This window comes from Opitutus sp. sgz309028 (assembly GCF_059821195.1).
On sequence record NZ_JCAMRR010000009.1, the window covers coordinates 1 to 20336 of the forward strand.

The 20336-nt window shown below is 55.8% G+C and carries 20 protein-coding genes; all 20 read left to right on the plus strand.

Features of this window, described 5'->3' with window-relative positions:
- The first annotated feature begins 475 nt into the window (after positions 1 to 475).
- A complete protein-coding gene (locus AC6RV7_RS20945) occupies positions 476 to 784 on the plus strand; it encodes a nucleotidyltransferase family protein (RefSeq protein ID WP_500096159.1) in 309 nt (102 codons plus the stop codon).
- Positions 771 to 1124 (plus strand): HepT-like ribonuclease domain-containing protein, encoded by a 354-nt coding sequence (locus AC6RV7_RS20950; protein WP_500096160.1) that lies wholly within the window; start codon positions 771 to 773, stop codon positions 1122 to 1124. The genes AC6RV7_RS20945 and AC6RV7_RS20950 overlap by 14 nt, the downstream gene beginning before the upstream one ends.
- 780 nt (positions 1125 to 1904) lie before the next feature.
- Positions 1905 to 2162, plus strand: a complete 258-nt coding sequence (locus tag AC6RV7_RS20955; RefSeq protein ID WP_500096161.1) for a DUF433 domain-containing protein — start codon at positions 1905 to 1907, stop codon at positions 2160 to 2162.
- Positions 2159 to 2482, plus strand: coding sequence for a DUF5615 family PIN-like protein (locus tag AC6RV7_RS20960; protein ID WP_500096162.1), 324 nt, complete (start codon positions 2159 to 2161; stop codon positions 2480 to 2482). Before AC6RV7_RS20955 ends, AC6RV7_RS20960 begins: the two co-directional genes overlap by 4 nt.
- Before the next feature lie 569 nt (positions 2483 to 3051).
- Complete coding sequence (locus AC6RV7_RS20965) at positions 3052 to 3330, plus strand: nucleotidyltransferase family protein (protein WP_500096163.1); 279 nt, start codon at positions 3052 to 3054, stop codon at positions 3328 to 3330.
- Between the two features lie 275 nt (positions 3331 to 3605).
- Positions 3606 to 4082: a hypothetical protein gene (locus AC6RV7_RS20970; RefSeq protein ID WP_500096164.1), complete on the plus strand. Its 477-nt coding sequence runs from the start codon at positions 3606 to 3608 to the stop codon at positions 4080 to 4082.
- Positions 4083 to 4490: 408 nt separating this feature from the next.
- Positions 4491 to 5843 (plus strand): Coenzyme F420 hydrogenase/dehydrogenase, beta subunit C-terminal domain, encoded by a 1353-nt coding sequence (locus AC6RV7_RS20975; RefSeq protein WP_500096165.1) that lies wholly within the window; start codon positions 4491 to 4493, stop codon positions 5841 to 5843.
- 1 nt (position 5844) lies between these two features.
- The gene (locus AC6RV7_RS20980) at positions 5845 to 6954 is read left to right on the plus strand and encodes a polysaccharide pyruvyl transferase family protein (protein ID WP_500096166.1); all 1110 of its coding nucleotides are present in this window, start codon (positions 5845 to 5847) and stop codon (positions 6952 to 6954) included.
- Positions 6955 to 7022: 68 nt separating this feature from the next.
- The gene (locus tag AC6RV7_RS20985; protein WP_500096167.1) at positions 7023 to 8447 is read left to right on the plus strand and encodes an oligosaccharide flippase family protein; all 1425 of its coding nucleotides are present in this window, start codon (positions 7023 to 7025) and stop codon (positions 8445 to 8447) included.
- Between the two features lie 330 nt (positions 8448 to 8777).
- A complete protein-coding gene (locus AC6RV7_RS20990; RefSeq protein ID WP_500096168.1) occupies positions 8778 to 9734 on the plus strand; it encodes a glucosamine inositolphosphorylceramide transferase family protein in 957 nt (318 codons plus the stop codon).
- Positions 9731 to 10897 carry a glycosyltransferase gene (locus AC6RV7_RS20995; RefSeq protein ID WP_500096169.1) on the plus strand — a complete coding sequence of 389 codons (1167 nt, stop codon included), beginning with the start codon at positions 9731 to 9733 and terminating at the stop codon, positions 10895 to 10897. The genes AC6RV7_RS20990 and AC6RV7_RS20995 overlap by 4 nt, the downstream gene beginning before the upstream one ends.
- Before the next feature lie 255 nt (positions 10898 to 11152).
- Entirely contained in the window at positions 11153 to 12241 is a 1089-nt protein-coding gene (locus AC6RV7_RS21000) for an O-antigen ligase family protein (RefSeq protein WP_500096170.1), read from the plus strand.
- Between the two features lie 158 nt (positions 12242 to 12399).
- Positions 12400 to 13320 (plus strand): glycosyltransferase, encoded by a 921-nt coding sequence (locus AC6RV7_RS21005; RefSeq protein ID WP_500096171.1) that lies wholly within the window; start codon positions 12400 to 12402, stop codon positions 13318 to 13320.
- A 7-nt stretch (positions 13321 to 13327) separates the two neighbouring features.
- On the plus strand, positions 13328 to 14050 hold the full coding sequence (locus AC6RV7_RS21010) for an FkbM family methyltransferase (RefSeq protein ID WP_500096172.1): 723 nt from the start codon (positions 13328 to 13330) through the stop codon (positions 14048 to 14050).
- A gap of 71 nt (positions 14051 to 14121) precedes the next feature.
- On the plus strand, positions 14122 to 15306 hold the full coding sequence (locus AC6RV7_RS21015; RefSeq protein ID WP_500096173.1) for a glycosyltransferase: 1185 nt from the start codon (positions 14122 to 14124) through the stop codon (positions 15304 to 15306).
- Positions 15296 to 16387 carry a polysaccharide biosynthesis protein gene (locus tag AC6RV7_RS21020; RefSeq protein ID WP_500096174.1) on the plus strand — a complete coding sequence of 364 codons (1092 nt, stop codon included), beginning with the start codon at positions 15296 to 15298 and terminating at the stop codon, positions 16385 to 16387. Before AC6RV7_RS21015 ends, AC6RV7_RS21020 begins: the two co-directional genes overlap by 11 nt.
- A 6-nt stretch (positions 16388 to 16393) precedes the next feature.
- Positions 16394 to 17527 (plus strand): polysaccharide biosynthesis C-terminal domain-containing protein, encoded by a 1134-nt coding sequence (locus tag AC6RV7_RS21025; protein WP_500096175.1) that lies wholly within the window; start codon positions 16394 to 16396, stop codon positions 17525 to 17527.
- A 5-nt stretch (positions 17528 to 17532) separates the two neighbouring features.
- A complete protein-coding gene (gene wecB / locus AC6RV7_RS21030; protein WP_500096183.1) occupies positions 17533 to 18648 on the plus strand; it encodes a non-hydrolyzing UDP-N-acetylglucosamine 2-epimerase in 1116 nt (371 codons plus the stop codon).
- Positions 18630 to 19100: a cupin domain-containing protein gene (locus tag AC6RV7_RS21035; protein ID WP_500096176.1), complete on the plus strand. Its 471-nt coding sequence runs from the start codon at positions 18630 to 18632 to the stop codon at positions 19098 to 19100. Before wecB ends, AC6RV7_RS21035 begins: the two co-directional genes overlap by 19 nt.
- Positions 19101 to 19138: 38 nt before the next feature.
- Entirely contained in the window at positions 19139 to 20332 is a 1194-nt protein-coding gene (locus AC6RV7_RS21040; protein WP_500096177.1) for a glycosyltransferase family 4 protein, read from the plus strand.
- The last annotated feature ends 4 nt before the right edge of the window (positions 20333 to 20336 follow it).

The following is a 20336-nucleotide window of genomic DNA, read 5'->3' on the forward strand; positions in this document are numbered from 1 at the left end:
GAAAGCACTTGGCCAGTTTGCCGTTCTTTTTGGATCGCGGTTTTTGCCCTCAGCTAGCTGAGGGCAAAAGGAAACTACACCATAACCGATCCACACACAGAATTACTGATACCTCCTTAGAGGGCCACCCTTTCAGCATGTCAGCTTTTCAGCGTTTCAAGCGCCTCTCGCCTCTAACCTTTCGCCTCTAGCCTCCTTCACTTTCCCTTTGCTCCGATCACTGCCCGATTCGGGCACCCGTACTCTTCACCCTTCCGCTCCGCTCCAGGGCAAAACGCTCCGCATTTTGCCATCTACGCCTCTCGGCTCCGTCCCATCTCCGCTCCCCTTTCGTGTATTTAGTGTTTTTCGTGGTTCAAAAACTCCGGATTCTTCCGTGCCTTCCGTGTCTTCCGTGGGCAACCATCTCCGCCGCGGCATAGCCGCGCCGCCCGCTCCCTTGACCCTATCTTCTCCCCGCATTACTTCGTGCGCGATGAACGGCGCTCTTTCCTCTCATCGACCGGCGCTGGCCGAGTTATGCCGGGAGTTTCGCGTGCGACGGCTTGAGGCGTTCGGTTCGGTCCTGCGCTCCGATTTCAGCGGAAACAGCGATATCGACCTCCTCGTGGAGTTCGACCGGACGGCCCCGATGGACGCCTTTGAGCAATACTTCGGGTTCAAGGAGGCGGTCGAGCGGCTCGTCGGTCGAGAGGTGGACTTGGTCGTGGCGGATGCCGTGAGAAACGAGATCTTTAAGGCAGAGCTTCAGCGCACCAAAACCCCCGTGTATGTCTCCGCCTGATTCGGTCCAGAAACACCTGATCGATATTGAGACGATCCTGGCGGAGATCGGCGATTTCGGCCGCGGACGCACGCTCGACGATTTTCTCACCGATCGGGCTCTGCAGCGGGTTTTCGAGCGCGATTTCGAGATACTCGGTGAGGCTATGAACCGGCTCCTGCGCGCGGCTCCTGAATTTGAGACAAGAATCAGTCACGCGCGCCGAATCATCGGCCTGCGTAATATCCTGTCGCACGGCTACGACAGCGTGGATTACCGGATACTTTGGACTGCGTCAGTCGACCACCTGCCGTTGCTTAAAACGGAAATCAGTTCGCTCATTCGCGCACTCCGCAGGTGACGAGAGTGCCCGCGCTTCGCGCGAATAACGCCGCGCTGCGGCGAGCTGAGACGAAGCCGGGAGGCGGAGATGGTCGCACCGAAGGTACGGCCCTGCAGCGCAGCGGAAGGGTGACGTGAGCGGGTGCCCCTCGGGCAGCGATCGGAACAACTGAGAGCTGAGAGCCTAGAGTTGAGAGCCAGGTAGGCGCCGCGTCGCCGCGGCGAGCCCAGAGCCCAGAGCCAGGTAGCGGCGGTCGTCCCGACCGCCACCCTTTCAGCTTGTCAGCATTTCAGCTTTTCAGCGTTTCAAGAGGCTCCGTCACCTTCAACTCGCGCGTCAGCGCGTAAACCGCGGAGGACACGAAGCATTCGCGAAGACGGAAATTGAGTTAAGCGCAAAGACGCGAAGAGGCGAAGGACCGCAAAGGGAAGAATTCGACCGAGGTAGGGACGGCTCTCCGAGCCGTCCTGAGTTTGGCGGACGCATGCTCCTGGCATTGAACCACAGATCGCACAGAGTGCACGGAAGGCGCGTTTCGCGCCGCGATCCGGCGAGTTTAGGTTTAAAGTCTGAAGTTTAAGGCCTGATACCTTTCCTCGTTCTTTGCGGAGCTTCGCCGCCTTGGCGTCTTCGCGCTTAATCCCTTTCGTGTATTTCGTGTTTTTCGTGGTTCGGAATTCCAACTCTCAGCACTCAACTCTAGGCTCTCGACTCGCGCGTAGCGCGTCCCATCTCCGCCGCGGCAAAATGTCCGCCCTCCGCTATTGCGACAATCGGCTCTTTTGCTAACTTCATGGCATGCCTGCCAGCTCCTACCGTTATCTGATTCGACTGCCGGGCGTGCGCTCCGGCCAGACCCTGGTTGAAGGCACTCGCATCGCGGTGCACGATGTGATCGGTCTGCTTCAGAACGGCGAGACGGTCGACACCGTCATTCCGCGGTGTTTCCCTGACCTCACGCGTGCGCAGGTGTACGAGTGCCTCGCTTACTATGAGGATCATCGCCCTGAGATCGATGCGCTGGTCGCACAGCAGATGAGCGAGCGAGCGTCTTGAAATTCTTCCTTGATCACGACGTCCCCGCCGATACCGCGGTCCTTCTGCGCTACTGGGGTCATGATGTCGTGGCGTTGAAAGAGGTGTTGCCGATCTCTGCGACCGACGAAGCGGCGTTTGCCTACGCCTGCGCGCACGGGTTGATCACTATCACCTGCAACCGCGATGACTACCTCGGATTGGCTCGTCAACATGCCGGACATCCCGGCGTGATCGTTCTCGTTCGCCGTCGCACCCGTCAGCTTGAAACGAGCCGATTGCTGACTCTCCTCAAAAGTGCTGGCGAGCAGGGACTCGCCCACAACATCAATTTCGCCTGACAGGGTAGGCGCCGCGTTGCCGCGGCGAGCTGAGAGTTGAGAGTTGAGAGCTGAGAGCCAGGTAGCGGCGGTCGTCCCGACCGCCACCCTTTCAGCTTGTCAGCATGTCAGCTTTTCGGCGTTTCAAGAGGCTCCGTCACTTTCACTCGCGCGTCAGAGCGTAAACCGCGAAGAACGCGAAGAATACGCGAAGACGGAAATTGAGTTAAGCGCAAAGACGCGAAGAGGCGAAGGACCGCAAAGGAAGAATTCGATCGAGGTAGGGACGGCTCTCCGAGCCGTCCTGAGTTTGGCGGACGCATGCTCCTGGCATTGAACCACAGATCGCACAGAGTGCACGGAAGGCGCGTTTCGCGCCGCAGCGGCGGGAGTTTAGGTTTAAGGTCGAAGGTGAGGCTAGGGGGAAAAGGCGAGGGGCGAGAGGGCCACCTTTTCAGCTTGTCAGCATTTCAGCTTTTCAGCGTTTCAAGAGGCTCTCAGCTCTCAACTTTCAGCTCTCAATTTTCACCCCCGAAACTCGCGCGATGCGCGTTGCCGATCACAGCTAAAAGCGTATCGTTTTCGTCCCGATGGACATCGCTGAAAAAATCCGACGTGAGTCCGGCAGTCTGGCGCCTTTCGACGTGAAGCGCTTGTGGCTGTTCGGTTCGTCGGCGCGGGGTGAGGCAGACCCGCGGGATGTCGACGTGCTGGTGGAGTTTGGCAGTCCCCCTGATTTGCTGAACTACATGGGTTTGAAATTTAGACTCGAGGAGATCGTGGGAAAGCCAGTGGACTTGGTATCCAAGTCGGCCTGCCGCCCGCGATTTCTGCGCCAGATCGCAGACGACCTGCTCGATGTCGCGTGATCCTGATTTGCTGTTGGAGGATAACGCCGCGCGGCGCGGCGAGTTGAAGGTGAAAGTGAAAGTTAAAGGGAAGGCTAAAGGGTAACCGCAGAGTATAAACCCCAGCCGCCGACCGGATCCACCGGCGGCTGTTTTGCTCCGACGCGTATCAACCGCGAAGAACGCGAAAGGGCGCGAAGAGGGCGGGGGGCCAGCATTTGCTCCGATCACTGCCCGATTCGGGCACCCGTACTCTTCACCCTTCCGCTCCGCTCCAGGGCAAAACGCTCCGCATTTTGCCATCTACGCCTCCCGGCTCCGTCCCATCTCCCATCTTCCATCTCCCATCTCCGCCGCGGCAGAGCCGCGGCCGCCTTCGGTCGTATGCCCGCACCGCCGGCGCCGATCCGACGCTCCGCGCGTTCTACGACGGCCTGGCCCGGACGCGTCAGCAACCGGTGTTCAGCCTCATGCTGACGGATTACCTGAAGCCGCCGGTCGTCGACGAGATCGTGCTGACCGACTACCACGGTCAGGTGAACGACCGCATCGTGATCCGCGCGTCCGACGACGTCGGCGTGACGGGAGTCACGGTGAAGCTCCAGGCGGCGGACGACTCCGTCCTGGAGGAAGGCGCGGCCGTGTTGGAGGGTGGCGCCTGGGTGTATCGGGGGACGAGTGCGCCGCCGGCCGGCGATCCGGTGACGATCACCGCGACGGCCGTCGACCGCCCCGGCCACACCGGCGTGAAAACCGCCGTGTGGGCTAGCTAAGGACGGGGAGAAAGCTGAAAAGCTGAAAGGTAGCACGCTGAAATCGGCGGGTGTCCGAGACTACGATCACCTTCCGACTGCAGTTCGACCTACAGCAGTCTTTAGCCCTCCCAAACGCGACGCGGTTAACCGCAAAGTATAAAGCCAGTCGCCGGTCGGATACACCGGCGGCTGTTTTGCTCTGATACACCGCACACCTCGTTAACCGATCTGCGGAAAAGTTGGGGTACTCGCCGTCCGGTTAGCGGCCCCCGATCAGGGCTCAAAGCAGTGGCCAGAAACGAGCCTAGAGTCATAGCGGAAAAAGAATAAGAGATGTCTTCATTTGCTGAGCTAAAAAGCACGATCATTGATGGGGGGTATTGTGTGGGTTGCGGCGTATGCGCGGCCAGTAACTCGGGTCCCTCAATGACCCTAACCCCGTTCGGATCATATATTGCATCCGCCACCGGACAGCTGCCTGAAACTAGCAAGCTGGCAAATGGAGAAGATGAAAATCTAGTATGCCCATTCCTTTTGACTGAAGATAACGAAGATACACTCGCTAAGTCTGCCTTCTCAGAAGGCGGTATAGATGTACGCTACCACGATGGTGTCGGATACTATAAAAGCTGCTTGGCAGGCTACATCGTTGAGGGCGAGTATCGAAAAAAAGGAAGCTCCGGCGGCGCCGTCACCTGGACCTGCGTCGAGTTGCTAGAAAAGCAGATTGTCGAAGGGATTATTCATGTTCGGCCAACAGCTGAAAAAAACAGTGACGTATTGTTCCACTATGCAATATCCTACGGTAAGGAAGATGTTATTAGTGGCGCGAAGTCGCGGTACTATCCGGTCGAGCTGTCCAGTGTCCTAAAAGAAGTCATTGCCGGGCCTGAGCGACGCTATGCGCTAGTAGGGCTCCCCTGCTTCATAAAAGGAGTGCGTGCACTAGCAAAAAAAAACCCAGTTATAAGACGGAGAATCGTCGTGTTTGTGGGAATTGTATGTGGCCATTTAAAAAGCACGGCGTTTGCTGAAATGCTCGCCTGGCAAGCCGGCGTTGCGCCAGACGAGATTCAGCAGGTCGATTTCAGAAAAAAGCTAATGTTTAGGGGGGCTACTTCATATGGCATTGCTGTATCTAGCAAGGCGGGAAAAGAAACAATAGCCTCTATGAGCTCGATGTACGGGGCCGATTGGGGGATGGGAATGTTTCGGCTGAAGGCTTGCGACTATTGTGACGATGTATTAGCGGAAACTGCCGACGTGGCAATTGGAGATGCTTGGCTTCCTGGCTATAGTAGTGACTATAGGGGAAACAATATTGTTGTCGTGCGAAGTAGCTTGATTGAAAAGTTATATACGGACGCAATTGAACAAGGACGTGTGTCGATGACCATCGTGTCTCCCGATAAAGCTGTCGACTCACAACGGGCTGGCTTAAGGCATCGGCGAGAGGGGCTCGCTTACAGGCTAAACGCTGCAAAAAATGAAGGCCGGTGGGTTCCTATAAAAAGAGTAACTGCGCAGGATATTTCGGATAAGCATCGGAAAACGATCTATGATCTCCGCGTAAAAATTGCCGAGCGGAGCCATGGTGCGTTTGTCGAAGCGAAACAGATCGGCTCGTTCGACCATTTTAAGGCGAAAATGGAGCCATTGGTAAAAAAATATGATAAAACTATTCAAGAAGAGCGCGCTCCTTTGGCCTCAAAATCGTGGACAAAGCGACTTGTGCGTAAAATTGGCGTTATACTGCACCTTGATAGAATAGCATGGTAATATGAAGGCTTTACTACTTACATTTTGGTATAACTACAACTACGGCGCGCTTATGCAGGCAGTCGGCACAGTGAAGGCGCTAAATTTCTTGGGGGTAGAAGCATTTGTTCCAAAGTATATTCCGCCATATCAACGGAGCAATGCTTCCAAGTTTAGAAATATCGGGATTCGTAAGCACGGAATTATTCGCGCATTATACTTGAGGGCCGGGCAATGGAGAAGGTATTCAAAATTTGATGAGCTAAGGGCAAAATATATAAAAGTTGATTCGCGAATTAAATACCTAAGGGATTTTGGAAGGTATTTAGGCGACTACTCAGCGATTGTCGTAGGCAGCGACCAGGTATGGAACACGAACTGGATGAGTGAATTTGACGGGTTCTACTTCGGTAGCTTCCTGAATGGCGCAGACGGACAAAAGTGCATAAGCTATGCATCATGCTTCGGCTCCACAAAACAGCCTGAGGGATATACGCCCGTTATCGCCGAGTCGTTAAAGCGCTTCCGTCATCTGTCGGTTAGGAATAGAACCTCTGCGTCCCGGATGGCAGAGTTGATCGGTGTGACTCCGCAAATTGTGTCGGATCCGACAATTCTATGGGACTACAAGGAAATGACCCATCTGAATGTTTTCAAAGAGCGGGATTGCATTCTCGTGTATGCGCTCGACCCGACAACGCTGAGCATCGGGGGAGAGTTAGCTACACGGCTAAAGGAAAGCACAGGCTCGGAAATCATTTTCGTAAGCGGCGAGCATCGATATCATGTTGCATGGGCTGACACCGTACTGAACAATGCTGATCCTGTGGAGTGGCTCGACCTGCTTAGGACCGCGCGGTTCTTTGTGACTGATTCTTTTCATGGGTGCACATTCGCGACGAAGTTTCGGCGTAACTTTGTCGCGTACACTAGTGGCTGGCGATCTGGTAGGATTGCTGACTATCTGGAAACTTGCAGACTAGATGACCGAATTTTTCCCGGGGGGGATGCGGGCTGGATATGCCAAGCGATGTCGCGTTCTATCGACTATGAGGCTGTTGCTAAGTCGATTAAATTGTCCAAATCTGAGTCGATGGAGTACTTAAGGACGTCGCTCCAGTGCAGCCTGTAGTTAGTAAAAAAGGGGAGCGCACCCGGTGCACCGGCCTGGGACGCGTCACCGCTAAGGGACTAACTGCGATGGCGGCCGTCGCGTTGATCGGAAAGGTATCGTCTGCCGCTAGTCAGTGGGTGCTAGGATATTACCTTACACCAAATGACTTCGGTGCGATCGCGCTCCTGGCTGTCGCTCAACTCGTTGTCTCGGGCCTAAAGGAGGTCGGGTTGTACCAGCAACTGGTAATGGCGCGTGAGCGGTTTGATTTAGATGCTCGCAGATTGCTCAAAAGCGCACAAGTGCTGAATGCCGTCGGGGTAGCTATACTGATTATTATTGCGCCAATATTCGCGTGGAATTTCAGTGATTTCCGTCTAGCCCCTGCGATTCTAGCGATTGCACTTTGCATTCCTGTAAATACGGCGGCGACGCTGTACAAGAGCCGGCTGAATATTGATCTGCGTTTTAGGGAGGTGGCTGTAATTGACTCAACTACGGCACTCTTCGGCTGTACCGTAATGGCTTTATCTGCATTCATGGGGGCAGGTCTATTCTCGTATGTATCCGCACAAGCTGCGTCGTCGTTGCTTCATCTTGTGCTGTATCGCAAAATCAGCAGACCGATTCATCCCGGGCTTAAGTTTAGCTGGACGTTCTTCCGTCAGACGTTTGTGGGAAGTAAATGGCTGGTGTTTAGTTCCTATGCGACAAGTCTCGCGCTTCGCGGCGACTATTTTGCGTTAGGATTTATCGTGACCAGTGCGGAGAATGGGATCTACTACTTTGGATTCGAGTTGGTGGCCTCGGTAGTGCAGCTCATTGGATCTGGCATGAATAATGTTCTTTTGCCAATATTTGCTTCGATCCGAAATGAGACCCAACGAGTAGCGAACGGCTTTGGTAAAGCGATCAGAGTTGGTTCGCTGGTGAGCGGATTGTTTTGTATCGCAATGTTAGTCGCAATGCCCTTTGCGATGCATACCTTATGGAGCGGAAAGTGGGATGCTGCCGTTTTCACCGCGCAGGTAATCACTCTTACGCTTCCATTGCGCATCGTGTCGTCTTGCATTGGCGGATCGATTCTAGAGGCTGGCGGATATTGGAAAAGGCGTTCTTTAGCGGTTATGGCTGACGGGATATTTGTAGTGGTTGCCGCAGGTGCTGGGGCGTCTGTAGCCGGAATTACCGGAGCAGCTACTATGGTCGCTATTCAGCGGGGAAGTGTCGGTACGATTCTTTATTTTTTGGGTGCAAGATCTGTTGGTTGGGGATCTAGACGTGCCGCTTGTGCTCTATATGGCGCAAACGTGCCGTTTTATTTAGCAGTTACGGCTGGACTGTCGTGCGGTTGGATTCGATTGACTGTAGCGACGACGGAGGCCTTCATCTTGCCAGAGCTTACCAAGATTGCACTGCTTTGGGCACTTATGCTGCTCTGCGCGATGGTTGGTAAGGACTCATCAGCACGCGAACTGGGAGCACTTATGCTCACGCGTGGGAAAAAATAGGATTTTGAAGGAACGATTAGAGAATAATATCGAAGGCTAAACAAAATCTCGCACCGGACGCTTGTTCAGACGTTTGTCGTAATTGTATCGGCTGTCTGCTAATGAGTCAAAAAGGAATTCCGCTGTGCATGTCGCAGTAAGATAGGATGCGCGAGAGAAATAACTAGACAGAGTGTACTTGGTTCTTTCGGTCACTGATCTAGTTTTGAATATATTGTTGATGTTTGGTTTGTTTGTAGCCTCAGCGGTAGAAGGCGAAGTGTCCGCTAAAGCCAATGCATTTATCTGAGTTTAGGATAGTAGCCGGACCATCGCGTCTTTAAATCACGCATGTCAAAGACTGAAGAAGGAGTATTAAAAGTGGCGGCTAGACGAACTGTGCGCCAATTAATAGGCACGCGCTGGAATATCGGATTTATTGAGTCTCCGGATTTAGCGGCCTTTGTAAGAGGTGGCGGTCCGCCAATTCGATGGATGGGCCATGGCTATCGTGACAGGTGGTTTGCAGATCCATTCGTTTTGCGCGCCGGAGATAGTACAATCGAACTTCTGGTAGAGGAGTGGGTCGATGAATTGCGGCGTGGCCGTATTAGCAAGTTGGTGGTGGATCGACGGACATTAGCATTGCGGCGAATCGTCCCCGTTCTCGACACCGGCTCGCATCTTTCCTTTCCGGCCTTGGAAAGGCGTGATGGTGAGATATTTGTCTATCCGGAAAGCTGTGCGAACGGGCAATGCGAAGCATATCGGTATGACGAAGAGCACGAGGTATTGGAGAAAATCTGCACATTGGTGGCAGCTCCGCTCACCGATGCCATAATATTCCCGCAACAGATCGCTGGAAAATACCTCCTCTTTTCAACGCAGCAGCCTTCGCCATCAGGAAGCTTGCTGGACATTTACTCCTCCTCATCGTGGAGAGGGGGGTATGAAAAAATAGGGGCGATTGAGTTGCGCGGACGGTTTGCCCGGAATGCAGGATCGTTCTTTAGGCTTGGCGAAGACTGGATCAGGCCAGCGCAAGACTGTGATCGTCGGTACGGTCACGGCCTAGTGTTTCAGCGGTTCAGCATCGTAGGGTCGAAAATCAGGCTAACGGAGATCGGGCGGAGGTATCCGATGGGCTCGGACTGGCCACTTGGAATCCATACATTCAATGTCCACGGTGATCTGGCTGTGGTTGATGGCCACGCCTGGCGGACACCCTATATTGGTCCAGCGCTCGCGAGTGTTCAGGTTGGCCGAATACTCGCCGGCTTACAGCGGAAGCTGGGGGGGGCGGTTTGAACGTACTATTTTCCCACAGCGGAGCCATCATCCCCGAACGCGGCGGAATCAGGCGAGTCACCGCAACTCTAGCCGACTACTTAGAAAGTGCCGGCCATCGCGTGTGGTATATATCATCACCGTATACTGGGGAGCTAAAATCACCACGGCAGCTATGCTGGCCGAATGCCGAGGAGCCTCTGGCACGGGCGAACAAAGTATTCCTTGATAACACCTGCAGGCGATTGGCGATTGACGTGATAATCAATCAAAACGGGTTGGGCGGAGCTGCCTGCAGGCTCGCCCTGTCTGCTCGGCGACCCGGAAGAAGAGTCATATCTGTGGTGCATAGCCGCCCGTTGGGCGCAATCGGCTGGCTTGGCCATGCAAAAGAAAGTGCCTCTCGGAATATTCTCAGCCGCTACTGTTGGGCCTGGTTGGATGGCAGAACCGGACGGAAATGGGCCCGGCTCCTTTACCGTGCGCGGTATGCACGGCACTACCGGGAACTGACGGCGTCAAGCGACCGAGTCGTCCTGCTCTCTGAAGTGTTTAAGGAGGATATGAAAGAATATCTGGGCTACTGTCCGGAAAACGTGATTGCGATACCCAACGCGATACCAAAGGAGTTGTTGGCTAATCGTAGCTTCGCTAAGCGGCGTCAGGTTCTTTGGGTCGGACGAGTCGATTACAGTAAACGGCTGGATTTCCTTCTTACGAGTTGGGCATTATTGGAAGGGAGGCGTCCGGACTGGTCGCTGCTGGTCGTTGGCGACGGAAAGCATCTGCCGAAAGCCAAAGCGCTGGGCACGAAGCTGCGACTTTCTCGGGCAAGCTTCATAGGAAGCGGATCTCCATTTGAGCTCTACAACGAGAGTTCAATTCTTGGTTTTACCTCGGCTTACGAAGGATTTGGACTTGCGCTGGTTGAAGCGATGGCATCCGGCTGCGTTCCGGTCGCGGTGAATTCTTTTCCAACGCTAAGCGAGATTGTCACGGACGGAAAATGCGGCCTGCTGGTCCCCGGATTCGACCCGGCGCAATACGCCGCGGCGCTGGATAATCTCATGGGAAGCGACAATTACCGAATGGAGATGGCAGGCGAAGCACAGAAGCGCGCCGAAGTTTTCTCGATCGAAAGAATAGGCCCGAGGTGGATAGAGCAAATAAATAATGATAAATAAATGTATGCAAACTCTAATATGATGGAGGGGACTGCTGGTCTACGGGGAGGGAGGGCGTTCCCTATTCGCGTCGCATTGCTTTTCCTGCTTGTACTCCATGGCTACGACATCCTCCTATTTCTTGTTTTCGGCCTTGGGCAGTCGGCAGTAAGCCAGCGAATTACAATCCCGTACCGCGCTGTAGCACTTATATGTTCCGTGGGAATGATGATCGTGTTCGCCCGCGGGCGGCGACCTCGGATTAGAGCCGAGCTCATGCTCGGCATTGTGGTTTTCTGGTCCTTCCTGCTGATTCGGATTGTTTATGACGGATATGTTGCAGATAAGCCAATGACCTATACGGCTACCGAATATATAGCACGATTTTTAGGAATGGCGGTGGGACCGGCACTCGCTTTCACTTGGGCACTGCGACCTGATGAGTCGAGGGTTGCTCGACGGGCGACACTGATCGCAACCTGCGTCGGCCTGGTGGTCGGATTCGCCGTGTATAAGGACTATTTAGGTTCAGACTACCGAACACTAGTATACTCGGGTGTCGACAAGGAGGTGCTGATTTCACCCCTGACGTTCTCTTATCTTGGCGCTGCCTCGATTGTTGTGGCAGTATATGAGCTCACCTTGCGTAGGGATCAAAGGAAGCGGGGCGGACTTACTATGAACATGGCGGCGATTGTGCTAGGTGGCGGTGGCGTAGTGTACGGATCTTCTCGGGGACCTGTAATAGCAATCCTAATTGCAATCCTTCCGCTGTTGGCTTCAAAGACCGGCTGGCGAAATCTACGCGGCATGAGCCTATTGGTGGTGGGGCTGAGTGTGGCGTGTATTGTGGGTTTAGTCGCGTCGAATCGATTGGGCACCAGCATCGGAGACCGATTTAGGTCCCTCGGTAGCGGCTATGATGGTCCCGGGGGGTCGGGGCGCGTGGAAATATGGGAAATGGCGGTAGCGGAATACTTGGCTTCGCCAATTTTAGGCAGTGGACTAGTGGAAAGCGTCACCGAGTATGCGCCGCATAATGCTGTTTTAGAAGCATTTATGGCGACCGGAGTCGTCGGCGGAGTGCTCTTCGTATCTGTGCTATGCTACTCGATTTTCGTGGCGGTGAAGCGAGTTCAGGCCATGACCGAGTACTCATGGATCGCCGGAATATTCTTGCTGAACATGTCCGCGGGAATGTTCAGTGGCTCGTTGCTAAATGGTGTGCTTTGGATAACGATGCTGGCTGTATTGGCCATTCCGCGGACCGGGGGCGGGGGCGACCGAGCAGAAGTCAGGACGGAACGACAGCAGCGTAGGTCAGTTTCGCAAAATGCGCCGGAGGGTTTGAGCACACGAGGATGAGACTTTTGATTCGGCAGCTCTGCGTGCCCAGTTACCGCGTGGGCTTTTTTCGGGCTGTCGCCCAAAGAGGGATTGCATTTTCTGTGTGGGCTGGAAGGGAGAGCTTCGATGTTACAACCAAAACGGTCCCCACGCGGGAACGCTGGTTTACATTATGCGTGAATCGCTTTCTCTGCCGTCGGCGCCTGGTCTGGCTCAGCCCCGCAGTCAGGGTAGATGCGGACACCATCGTGATTCATGAATGGAATCTGCGAATCCTCTCGTTCTGGCGAGACTGGCTACTCTGCCGGAGCTGCGGTGCTCGTTTCGTGCTATGGGGTCATGCTTGGGGCGTAGGTGGCGCCGAAAGCCTTAGCGGCATACTACGAATGGTGACCGCGAGATTGGCCGACGGAATCGTTTGCTACACGGAAACCCAAGCGCGGGAGATCAGAAAACGATTGCCGAAGATGCTTGTCGTCAGCTCGCCTAATGCGTGTTATAGTGAAAAAGATATCCATGTTGCGGACGCAGACGAGCAGAGGGGATCAATCATCTATGTTGGTCGATTAATTGCGGCGAAGAAGGTGTCGCTTCTAATCCGAGCTTTCGCTTCGGCGAGCCGGCTCGCGTCGGCCTTTTCTTCAAACTTATTGATTGTTGGTGGCGGTCCTGAGTTGAAAAGATGTCAGCAATTAGCCCGCGACCTCCAAATTGAGAATCGCATCACATGGGCGGGAGAGCGATCTGACATCGAATCGCTGCGCAAGTTGTACGGACAATCGTTTGTGAGCGTTACTCCAGGTTATGCCGGTTTATCGCTTACGCAAAGCCTTGCGTTCGGTGTGCCAGCCCTAATTGCGGACCAAGAGCCGCACTCGCCCGAAATAGAGCTGGCGTATAATAATCATTATTGCCGATTTTTTAAGGCTGACGACTCCGAAAGTCTCGCGGATGCGCTGGTACTTGCTTGTAAACAATGGCGGAGCTTGGGCGAGGTGCGTGTAAGGTTGTCTGAACGAACGATCAATAGCTACTCATTTGAGGCAATGGCCAACAGTTTCGTGACGCTGGCATCACAGCTGGCGAAGAATATTTGAAATGGGTATGCATGAAAAATCTATATATGAGAGAGCATTGCGCCTTTACCGCCGTTTACGATTGTGGTGCAGAGTCCTAGCCGGCCGCGATATTGCCCCTCGGCTTGATGTGGCGCTCCGGACGGAGACCCATGGAACGGGCTACGGCGCATGGGTCCTGGTGCCAGCGCCGCTCTCATCAGATTCGATTGTATACTCGGTGGGCATAGGAACAGACATCAGCTTCGACTGCAGCCTAATTTCGCAGTTTGGCGTTGTGGTTCATGCTTTCGATCCAACTCCCGCGGTTGGTGAATGGTTGAAGCTGCAGCAGGTCCCGGATAAGTTTAAACACCACAATGTCGGACTGGGTGACCACGATGGTTTCATTTGGCTGCACAAACCGACTGAACCAGGGCATATTTCTCACAGTTGTGTAAATCGAAGTGGCGGCAAAGAGGAGGGGAAGGTGCGCGTTCGGGTCCAATGCCTGCCGACCATTATGCGAGAACTAGACCATAAACGGATTGATCTATTAAAGCTCGACATCGAGGGGGCGGAGTATGCTGTTTTTGAACGATGGAGCTCGCAGATGAGTCTGCCGCGTCAGCTGCTGGTTGAATTCCATCACCGCTGGCCAGAGATCGGTGTGGAAAGGACTCGGCAGGCTTTAGCCAATCTCAAGCGGCTGGGCTATCGGTGTGCCGCAATAAGCGCCACGGGTGAGGAGTATTCATTTATTCGTTATTAGTGAAGGTGAATTTTGGCTGACCTACGACAGAACCTGGGATGGACTCGGGCACAAAAGATGAGGGCTGTAATATGAATATTGCTCACGTGGTGCCATCGGTTGGGAAATTTGCGTATGGGCTCGCTCCGGCCCCTCTGAATCTATGCAGGTTACAAGGCCGACTTGGCGCAAGCAGCTGTATCATCACTGGAACCGATGCAGGGCAAACGTCGACGTCAGTGGATTTGTTGGGGATTACCTCCGATTCTGTTCTTTTTTACCCGTATATAGGGCCAAGGTCTCTGGGATTTTCCCCGGAAATGCGGGCAAAAATTGCGGGGCTGAGCGAGTGCGACGTGCTGCACCAGCACGGGACATGGACGTTGATGGCGTATTATGCGAATCGCTGGAGCCAAAAGTTCCGGCATCCATTGGTCGTGGCCCCGCATGGTTCGCTAGCGCCGTGGGCGCTGGGAAAATCACGCACGAAGAAGCGGGCGGCGTGGTGGTTGTATCAGAGAAATAATCTGCTGCGGGCGACAGCGGTGCATGCGGTGTCAATGGCTGAAGTAGGCGAAGTTCGTCGGATGGGATATCGTGGACCGATTGCGCTCCTGCCCAACGGAATGAGCGAAGATTGGATTCAACAGGAGGCGAGTGGCCGTCGGTTTCGCACCCGCTTTGGGATCGGAATGGATCGTAAATGCCTACTCTTCTTGTCCAGAATTAGTCCGAAAAAGGGCTTGCTCATGCTGTTGGACGCGGTTGCTGGTCTTCGGCGAGAGTTGGACGACTGGACCGTAGTTATCGGAGGCGCAGATGAGTTCGGGCATGAACGAGAGGTCCGGAAGCGAGCTGAGGAACTGGGAGTCACAGAGCTGCTTGCATTCGTTGGTCCCCTATACGGTCAAGACAAGCGTGACGCTTTTGCTGCTGCGCGGCTTTTCGTGCTGCCGAGTTATAGCGAGGGTTCGCCGTTCGTGATTTTGGAAGCCCTTGGCGCAGGCGTGCCGGTTATCACTACGACGGGCACGCCATGGAGCCGGTTGGCAGAAGAGAAGTTGGGTTGGTGGGTGAGCACGAATGTAGAGGGAATAAAGAGGGCGCTTGAAGAGGCGGTTGCACTGGGGGACCACCACCTGAATACGATGGGTGCGGCTGGGCGCGACCTGATCAGACGAGAATTCCTTTGGCGCGGAATTGCGGAGAAATCGCTGGAGCTATACCGCTGGTTGCTCGGACGCGGTCCGCGACCTGAATTTGTTTATGAATCCTAACGCACAATTTAGTGAGGGCCGGCAGTTTTTTGCCAAGCGTAAGCTTTTGATCACGGGTGGCACCGGGAGCTTTGGGAATGCTGTCCTGGCAAGGTTCCTAAGCTCTGATTTGACAGAGATCAGAATCCTATCCCGCGACGAAAAAAAACAGGACGACATGCGCCGGCAGTATGCTTCGCCGAAGCTGAAGTTCTATCTTGGCGACGTCCGGAATATCGACGGCCTACAACAGGCCATGGCCGGCGTGGATTTCGTCTTCCACGCCGCCGCCCTCAAGCAGGTGCCCTCGTGCGAGTTTTACCCGATGGAGGCCGTGCGTACCAACGTGCTCGGCACGGACAATCTGCTCCAGGCCGCTTACGACAACCAGGTCAAGCGGGTGGTGGTCTTGAGCACCGACAAGGCGGCTTATCCGATCAATGCCATGGGCATTTCCAAGGCGATGATGGAAAAGGTCATGGTCGCCCGCTCGCGAGTTGCCGCCGAGCGTGGGCTCGTTTTCTGCGGCACCCGCTACGGGAACGTCATGGCGTCGCGCGGCTCCGTCATTCCCTTGTTCATGGAACAGATCGCTGCGGGCAAACCGCTCACGATCACTGAACCGGAAATGACCCGCTTTATGATGACGCTTGCGGGCGCCGTTGACCTTGTGCTCTACGCCTTTGGGAACGGGCGCCCCGGCGACATGTTCGTTCAGAAGGCGCCGGCCGCTACCATTGGGGTGCTCGCCGAGGCGTTGAAGCGGCTGCTGCAGGCCGAGAATCCCGTGCACGTCATCGGCACGCGCCACGGTGAGAAACAGTACGAGACTTTGCTGACCCGCGAGGAGATGGCCCGGTCCGAAGATCTCGGAGACTATTTCCGCGTGTCCGCGGACAATCGGGATTTAAATTACAATTTGTATTTCTCCGAGGGCTCACCCAAGCCGGCAGAAGTGGACGGATATCATTCGCACAATACCCGGCGCCTCGATGTCGAGGGCATGATGGCCCTGCTCCTGGAACTCGATGAGGTCCGCACTGCCATGCGGGAGCGCGGGATCGCCGTGCCCGAGGTGAAGGACGGGCGGGTTAAGCTTTAAGCACTCATGAAGACCATTCTTGTTACCGGAGCGTCCGGCTTTATTGGCCGCCATGTGGTGGAAGCGCTCGGGCGGCGGCCAGACGTCACGGTCGTTAAGTATGACCGCAGTGCTTCGCCAGACTCGCAGGACGCCGCGATCCGCGACGCAGAGGTCATCTTTCATCTTGCCGGCGTGAACCGCCCCGAGGACCCAAAAGAGTTTGCCACGGGCAACGCGGAGTTCACCCGCCGGATATGCGACACGCTGCGCGGTGCAAACCGCCGCCCTCTCGTCGTTCTGACCTCGTCCATCCAAGCTGCATTGGACAACCCTTACGGCCAAAGCAAAAGAGCCGCCGAGGATCTTGTGGAAGCGTGGGCGGGGGCGTCGGGCGGAGCCGCGGTCATTTTCCGCCTGAGAAATGTCTTCGGGAAATGGTGCCGGCCCAACTACAACTCGGTGGTGGCGACATTCTGCCATAATATCGCTCACGATCTCCCGATTAGCATTTCCGATCCGGCACGTGCACTGGAATTGGTGTATATCGACGACGTCACGGAAGCGCTGATCCGCACGATCGACGAGCCCGCCGCGCAAGGCTGTGCTCGGCGCGATGTCGAGCCCGTGTATCGCGTCACGCTCGGCGGATTGGCCGAGGAGATTCAAGCATTTCGCCAGAGTCGCACGTCCCTCGTTCTACCGTCGTTTGCGACCGAGTTCACGCGGCGTCTCTATGCCACCTACCTGAGCTACTTGGCGGGCCCTCAGTTCGGCTATGCGCTCGAACAGAAGACGGATCCTCGCGGAAGTCTCGCGGAGTTCATGAAGTCTGCGTCCTTCGGCCAAATCTTCGTTTCTCGAACCAAGCCGGGCATCACTCGCGGAAACCACTACCACCATACCAAAACCGAGAAGTTTCTCGTGGTGGAGGGGGAGGCGGTGATCCGCTTCCGGCACGTGGAGCGCGCCGAGGTCATCGAACACCGCGTATCCGGCGCCGAGTTTCGCGTCGTCGACATTCCCCCCGGCTACGTTCATTCGATCGAGAACGTCGGGCCGGGCGAGCTTGTGACCTTGTTCTGGGCCAGCGAGATCTTCGACCCGAAGCGGCCCGACTGCTATTTCACCAACGTCCTGCCGACCCCTGCGACCGCATGAAAGTAATGACCATTCTTGGCACCCGGCCCGAGATCATCCGCTTGGCCCGGGTGATCGCGGCGCTGGACAAGTACACCGAACACCGATTGGTCCACACCGGACAGAACTACGACTACGAGCTTAACCAGGTGTTCTTTGAGGATCTGGAGTTACGCCGCCCGGATCATTTTCTCGAAGCGGCGGGGGGAACGGCGGTGGAGACGGTCGGCAACATCATCGTGCGCACCGACGCGATTCTCGAGCAGGAGCGGCCGGACGCCCTGCTGGTGTTGGGCGATACCAACAGCTGCTTGGCGGCCTATGCGGCCAAACGACGGAAGATTCCCGTCTTTCACATGGAAGCGGGCAACCGTTGCTTCGATCAGCGCGTGCCGGAGGAAATCAACCGGCGGATCGTCGATCACATCTCCGACATCAATCTTCCCTACAGCGATATCTCGCGAGAATACCTCCTGCGGGAAGGTCTGCCGCCCGACCGGGTGATCAAGACGGGAAGTCCGATGTTCGAGGTCTTGACTCATTACCGTCCGAAGATCGATCGCTCGGATGTCCTGGCCCGCTTTGGCCTCAAAGAGGGCGGTTATTTCGTGGTGAGTTCGCACCGGGAGGAGAATGTCGATTCGCCCCGCCAGCTGGCCGGTTTGGCGGAGATCCTGAATGGTCTGGCACGCGACTACGGCCAGCGTGTGATCGTTTCCACCCATCCGCGGACTCGGAAGCGGTTCGAGGCTGAAAAAATTGTGTTCGATGAACGCGTCGAGTTGCTGAAGCCGTTGGGCTTTTCCGACTACGTCAAATTGCAGATGCACGCCCGCGCGGTGCTGTCCGATAGCGGCACTATCTCCGAGGAGTCTTCCATCTTGAACTTCCCGGCCTTGAATATTCGCGAGGCCCACGAGCGTCCGGAAGGGATGGAAGAGGCTTCCGTAATGATGGTCGGGATGAACTATGCGAAGGTGAAGACCGGGCTCGGCATCATCGAACAACAGGGCCGGGGAGCCAATCGCACGCTCCGGCCAGTCGCGGACTACAGCATGCCCAATGTCTCGGAGAAAGTCGTCCGTATCATTGTCAGCTATACGGATTACGTGAACCGTACGGTATGGCGAAAGGACCCGTGACGCCGCGGGCTCGCCTCATAGAAGGCGGTGTGTTTCGGGACAGCCGCGGCGAAGTCAGGCACATCAACGATTTCACGTTTGAACACGTCGATCGCGGTTACATCGTCCGGCCGGCGCGGACAGGGGAGGTGCGCGGTTGGGTCGGACACCGCCGCGATTGGAAATTCTTTCTGGCGATTCAGGGAGCGTTCGAGGTCGGGGTCGTGGCACCGCCGGATTGGGAACGGCCGGTACCGGACATAACGCCTGAACGTTTTACGCTCAAAGCCACGGCCCCCGCCATTTTGGAAATTCCTCCTGGCTGCTATGCGGCGACGATGGCGATTGAGCCCGGTTCGGCACTGATGATTTTTTCCTCCGGAAAGATTGGCGACGCGGCGTCGGACGATTTTCGCCTGCCGCCGGATTTCTGGCGTTTGGATGGAGGGGCGGTCAGGGACACTCCGCGGTGAGGATACTGCTACTCTCCCAGTTTTTTCAGCCGGAGCCCATGTTCAAGGGGCTGCCCTTTGCGAAAGCGCTCAGGGATCGGGGCCACGAAGTCGAGGTGCTGACAGGCTTCCCTAACTATCCGGGAGGCCGCGTCTATCCGGGCTATCGGGTCAGGGCGTTCCAACGTGAGGAAATGGACGGCATCACGGTGCATCGTGCGCCGCTTTACCCGAGCCACGACCTGTCCTCCGCCCGTCGGATGGCGAACTACCTTAGTTTCGCCAGCTCTGCGGCTGCCTACGGACCGTGGGTGACTCGTCGCCCCGATGTCATCTATGTCTACAATCTCGTGACGTTGAGCGCCGCGTGGCGACTTTTGCGGGCGCTGCGTGGCTCCGCGGTCGTGCTCGACGTGCAGGACTTGTGGCCGGAGTCGGTGTTCGCTTCGCGCATGATGAAAAATCCCGGCGCCGGTTGGCTTTTGAAGCACTTGTGTCGAGGCGCCTATCGAAGTGCGGATCGCGTTACGGTGCTGTCGCACGGCTTCAAGCAGCACCTCACGCGGTTGGGCGTCGATTCTTCGCGAATCGATGTGATCCACAATTGGTGTGACGAACACGCGATGACCATGACTGAAGCTCAATCCGACGCCCTGCGCCAGCGGGTTGGCTTCGCCGGGAAGTTCAATGTCCTGTTTGCCGGAACGATGGGCAAGGCGCAGGCTTTGGACGCGGTTATTGAATCCGCGAGACAGATAGAAGTCATGGCGCCGCAGGTCCTCTTTACCTTTGTCGGCGGTGGTGTGGAGGTATCCTCGCTCCAGGCGAAGGCGGCCGGGCTGAGCAATGTGCAGTTTCTGCCCAAATGCAGCGGACGCGAGGCGGCGGAGTTGGCGAGTGTGGCCGACGCTCTCCTGGTTCATTTGCGGCGGGACCCTTTGTTCTCCATTACGATTCCTTCCAAAACGCAGGCTTACCTGTTTGCCGGAAAACCTATTCTCATGGGAGTGGAAGGCGATGCGGCTGTCTTGGTGCGGGAGGCGGAGGCCGGCCTCTGCTTTGCGTCGGAGGACGTGACCGCGATTACGGAAGCAGTATTGGCGTGCAGCAAATTGACGCCGGAAGCACGCCGCCAGATGGGGCAGCGTGGGCACGCCTATTACGCGCGGGAGCTTTCTTTCAGCCGCGGCGTGGACAGGTTTGAGGCGAGTTTTGCCGCGGCGATAGAGCGTGTGCAAAACGTAGTGCAATGATGGT

Bases quoted from the DNA above. Each gene is read 5' to 3' on its own strand.
- AC6RV7_RS20975 (WP_500096165.1), top strand. From the start codon at position 4,491: ATGACCCTAACCCCGTTCGGATCATATATTGCATCCGCCACCGGACAG.
- AC6RV7_RS20950 (WP_500096160.1), top strand. From the start codon at position 771: ATGTCTCCGCCTGATTCGGTCCAGAAACACCTGATCGATATTGAGACG.
- AC6RV7_RS21010 (WP_500096172.1), top strand. From the start codon at position 13,328: ATGCATGAAAAATCTATATATGAGAGAGCATTGCGCCTTTACCGCCGT.
- AC6RV7_RS20990 (WP_500096168.1), top strand. From the start codon at position 8,778: ATGTCAAAGACTGAAGAAGGAGTATTAAAAGTGGCGGCTAGACGAACT.
- AC6RV7_RS21000 (WP_500096170.1), top strand. From the start codon at position 11,153: ATGCTCGGCATTGTGGTTTTCTGGTCCTTCCTGCTGATTCGGATTGTT.
- AC6RV7_RS21025 (WP_500096175.1), top strand. From the start codon at position 16,394: ATGAAGACCATTCTTGTTACCGGAGCGTCCGGCTTTATTGGCCGCCAT.
- AC6RV7_RS21040 (WP_500096177.1), top strand. From the start codon at position 19,139: ATGTTCAAGGGGCTGCCCTTTGCGAAAGCGCTCAGGGATCGGGGCCAC.
- AC6RV7_RS20980 (WP_500096166.1), top strand. From the start codon at position 5,845: ATGAAGGCTTTACTACTTACATTTTGGTATAACTACAACTACGGCGCG.
- wecB (WP_500096183.1), top strand. From the start codon at position 17,533: ATGACCATTCTTGGCACCCGGCCCGAGATCATCCGCTTGGCCCGGGTG.
- AC6RV7_RS20955 (WP_500096161.1), top strand. From the start codon at position 1,905: ATGCCTGCCAGCTCCTACCGTTATCTGATTCGACTGCCGGGCGTGCGC.
- AC6RV7_RS20985 (WP_500096167.1), top strand. From the start codon at position 7,023: ATGGCGGCCGTCGCGTTGATCGGAAAGGTATCGTCTGCCGCTAGTCAG.
- AC6RV7_RS21015 (WP_500096173.1), top strand. From the start codon at position 14,122: ATGAATATTGCTCACGTGGTGCCATCGGTTGGGAAATTTGCGTATGGG.
- AC6RV7_RS21035 (WP_500096176.1), top strand. From the start codon at position 18,630: ATGGCGAAAGGACCCGTGACGCCGCGGGCTCGCCTCATAGAAGGCGGT.
- AC6RV7_RS20965 (WP_500096163.1), top strand. From the start codon at position 3,052: ATGGACATCGCTGAAAAAATCCGACGTGAGTCCGGCAGTCTGGCGCCT.
- AC6RV7_RS21020 (WP_500096174.1), top strand. From the start codon at position 15,296: ATGAATCCTAACGCACAATTTAGTGAGGGCCGGCAGTTTTTTGCCAAG.
- AC6RV7_RS20945 (WP_500096159.1), top strand. From the start codon at position 476: ATGAACGGCGCTCTTTCCTCTCATCGACCGGCGCTGGCCGAGTTATGC.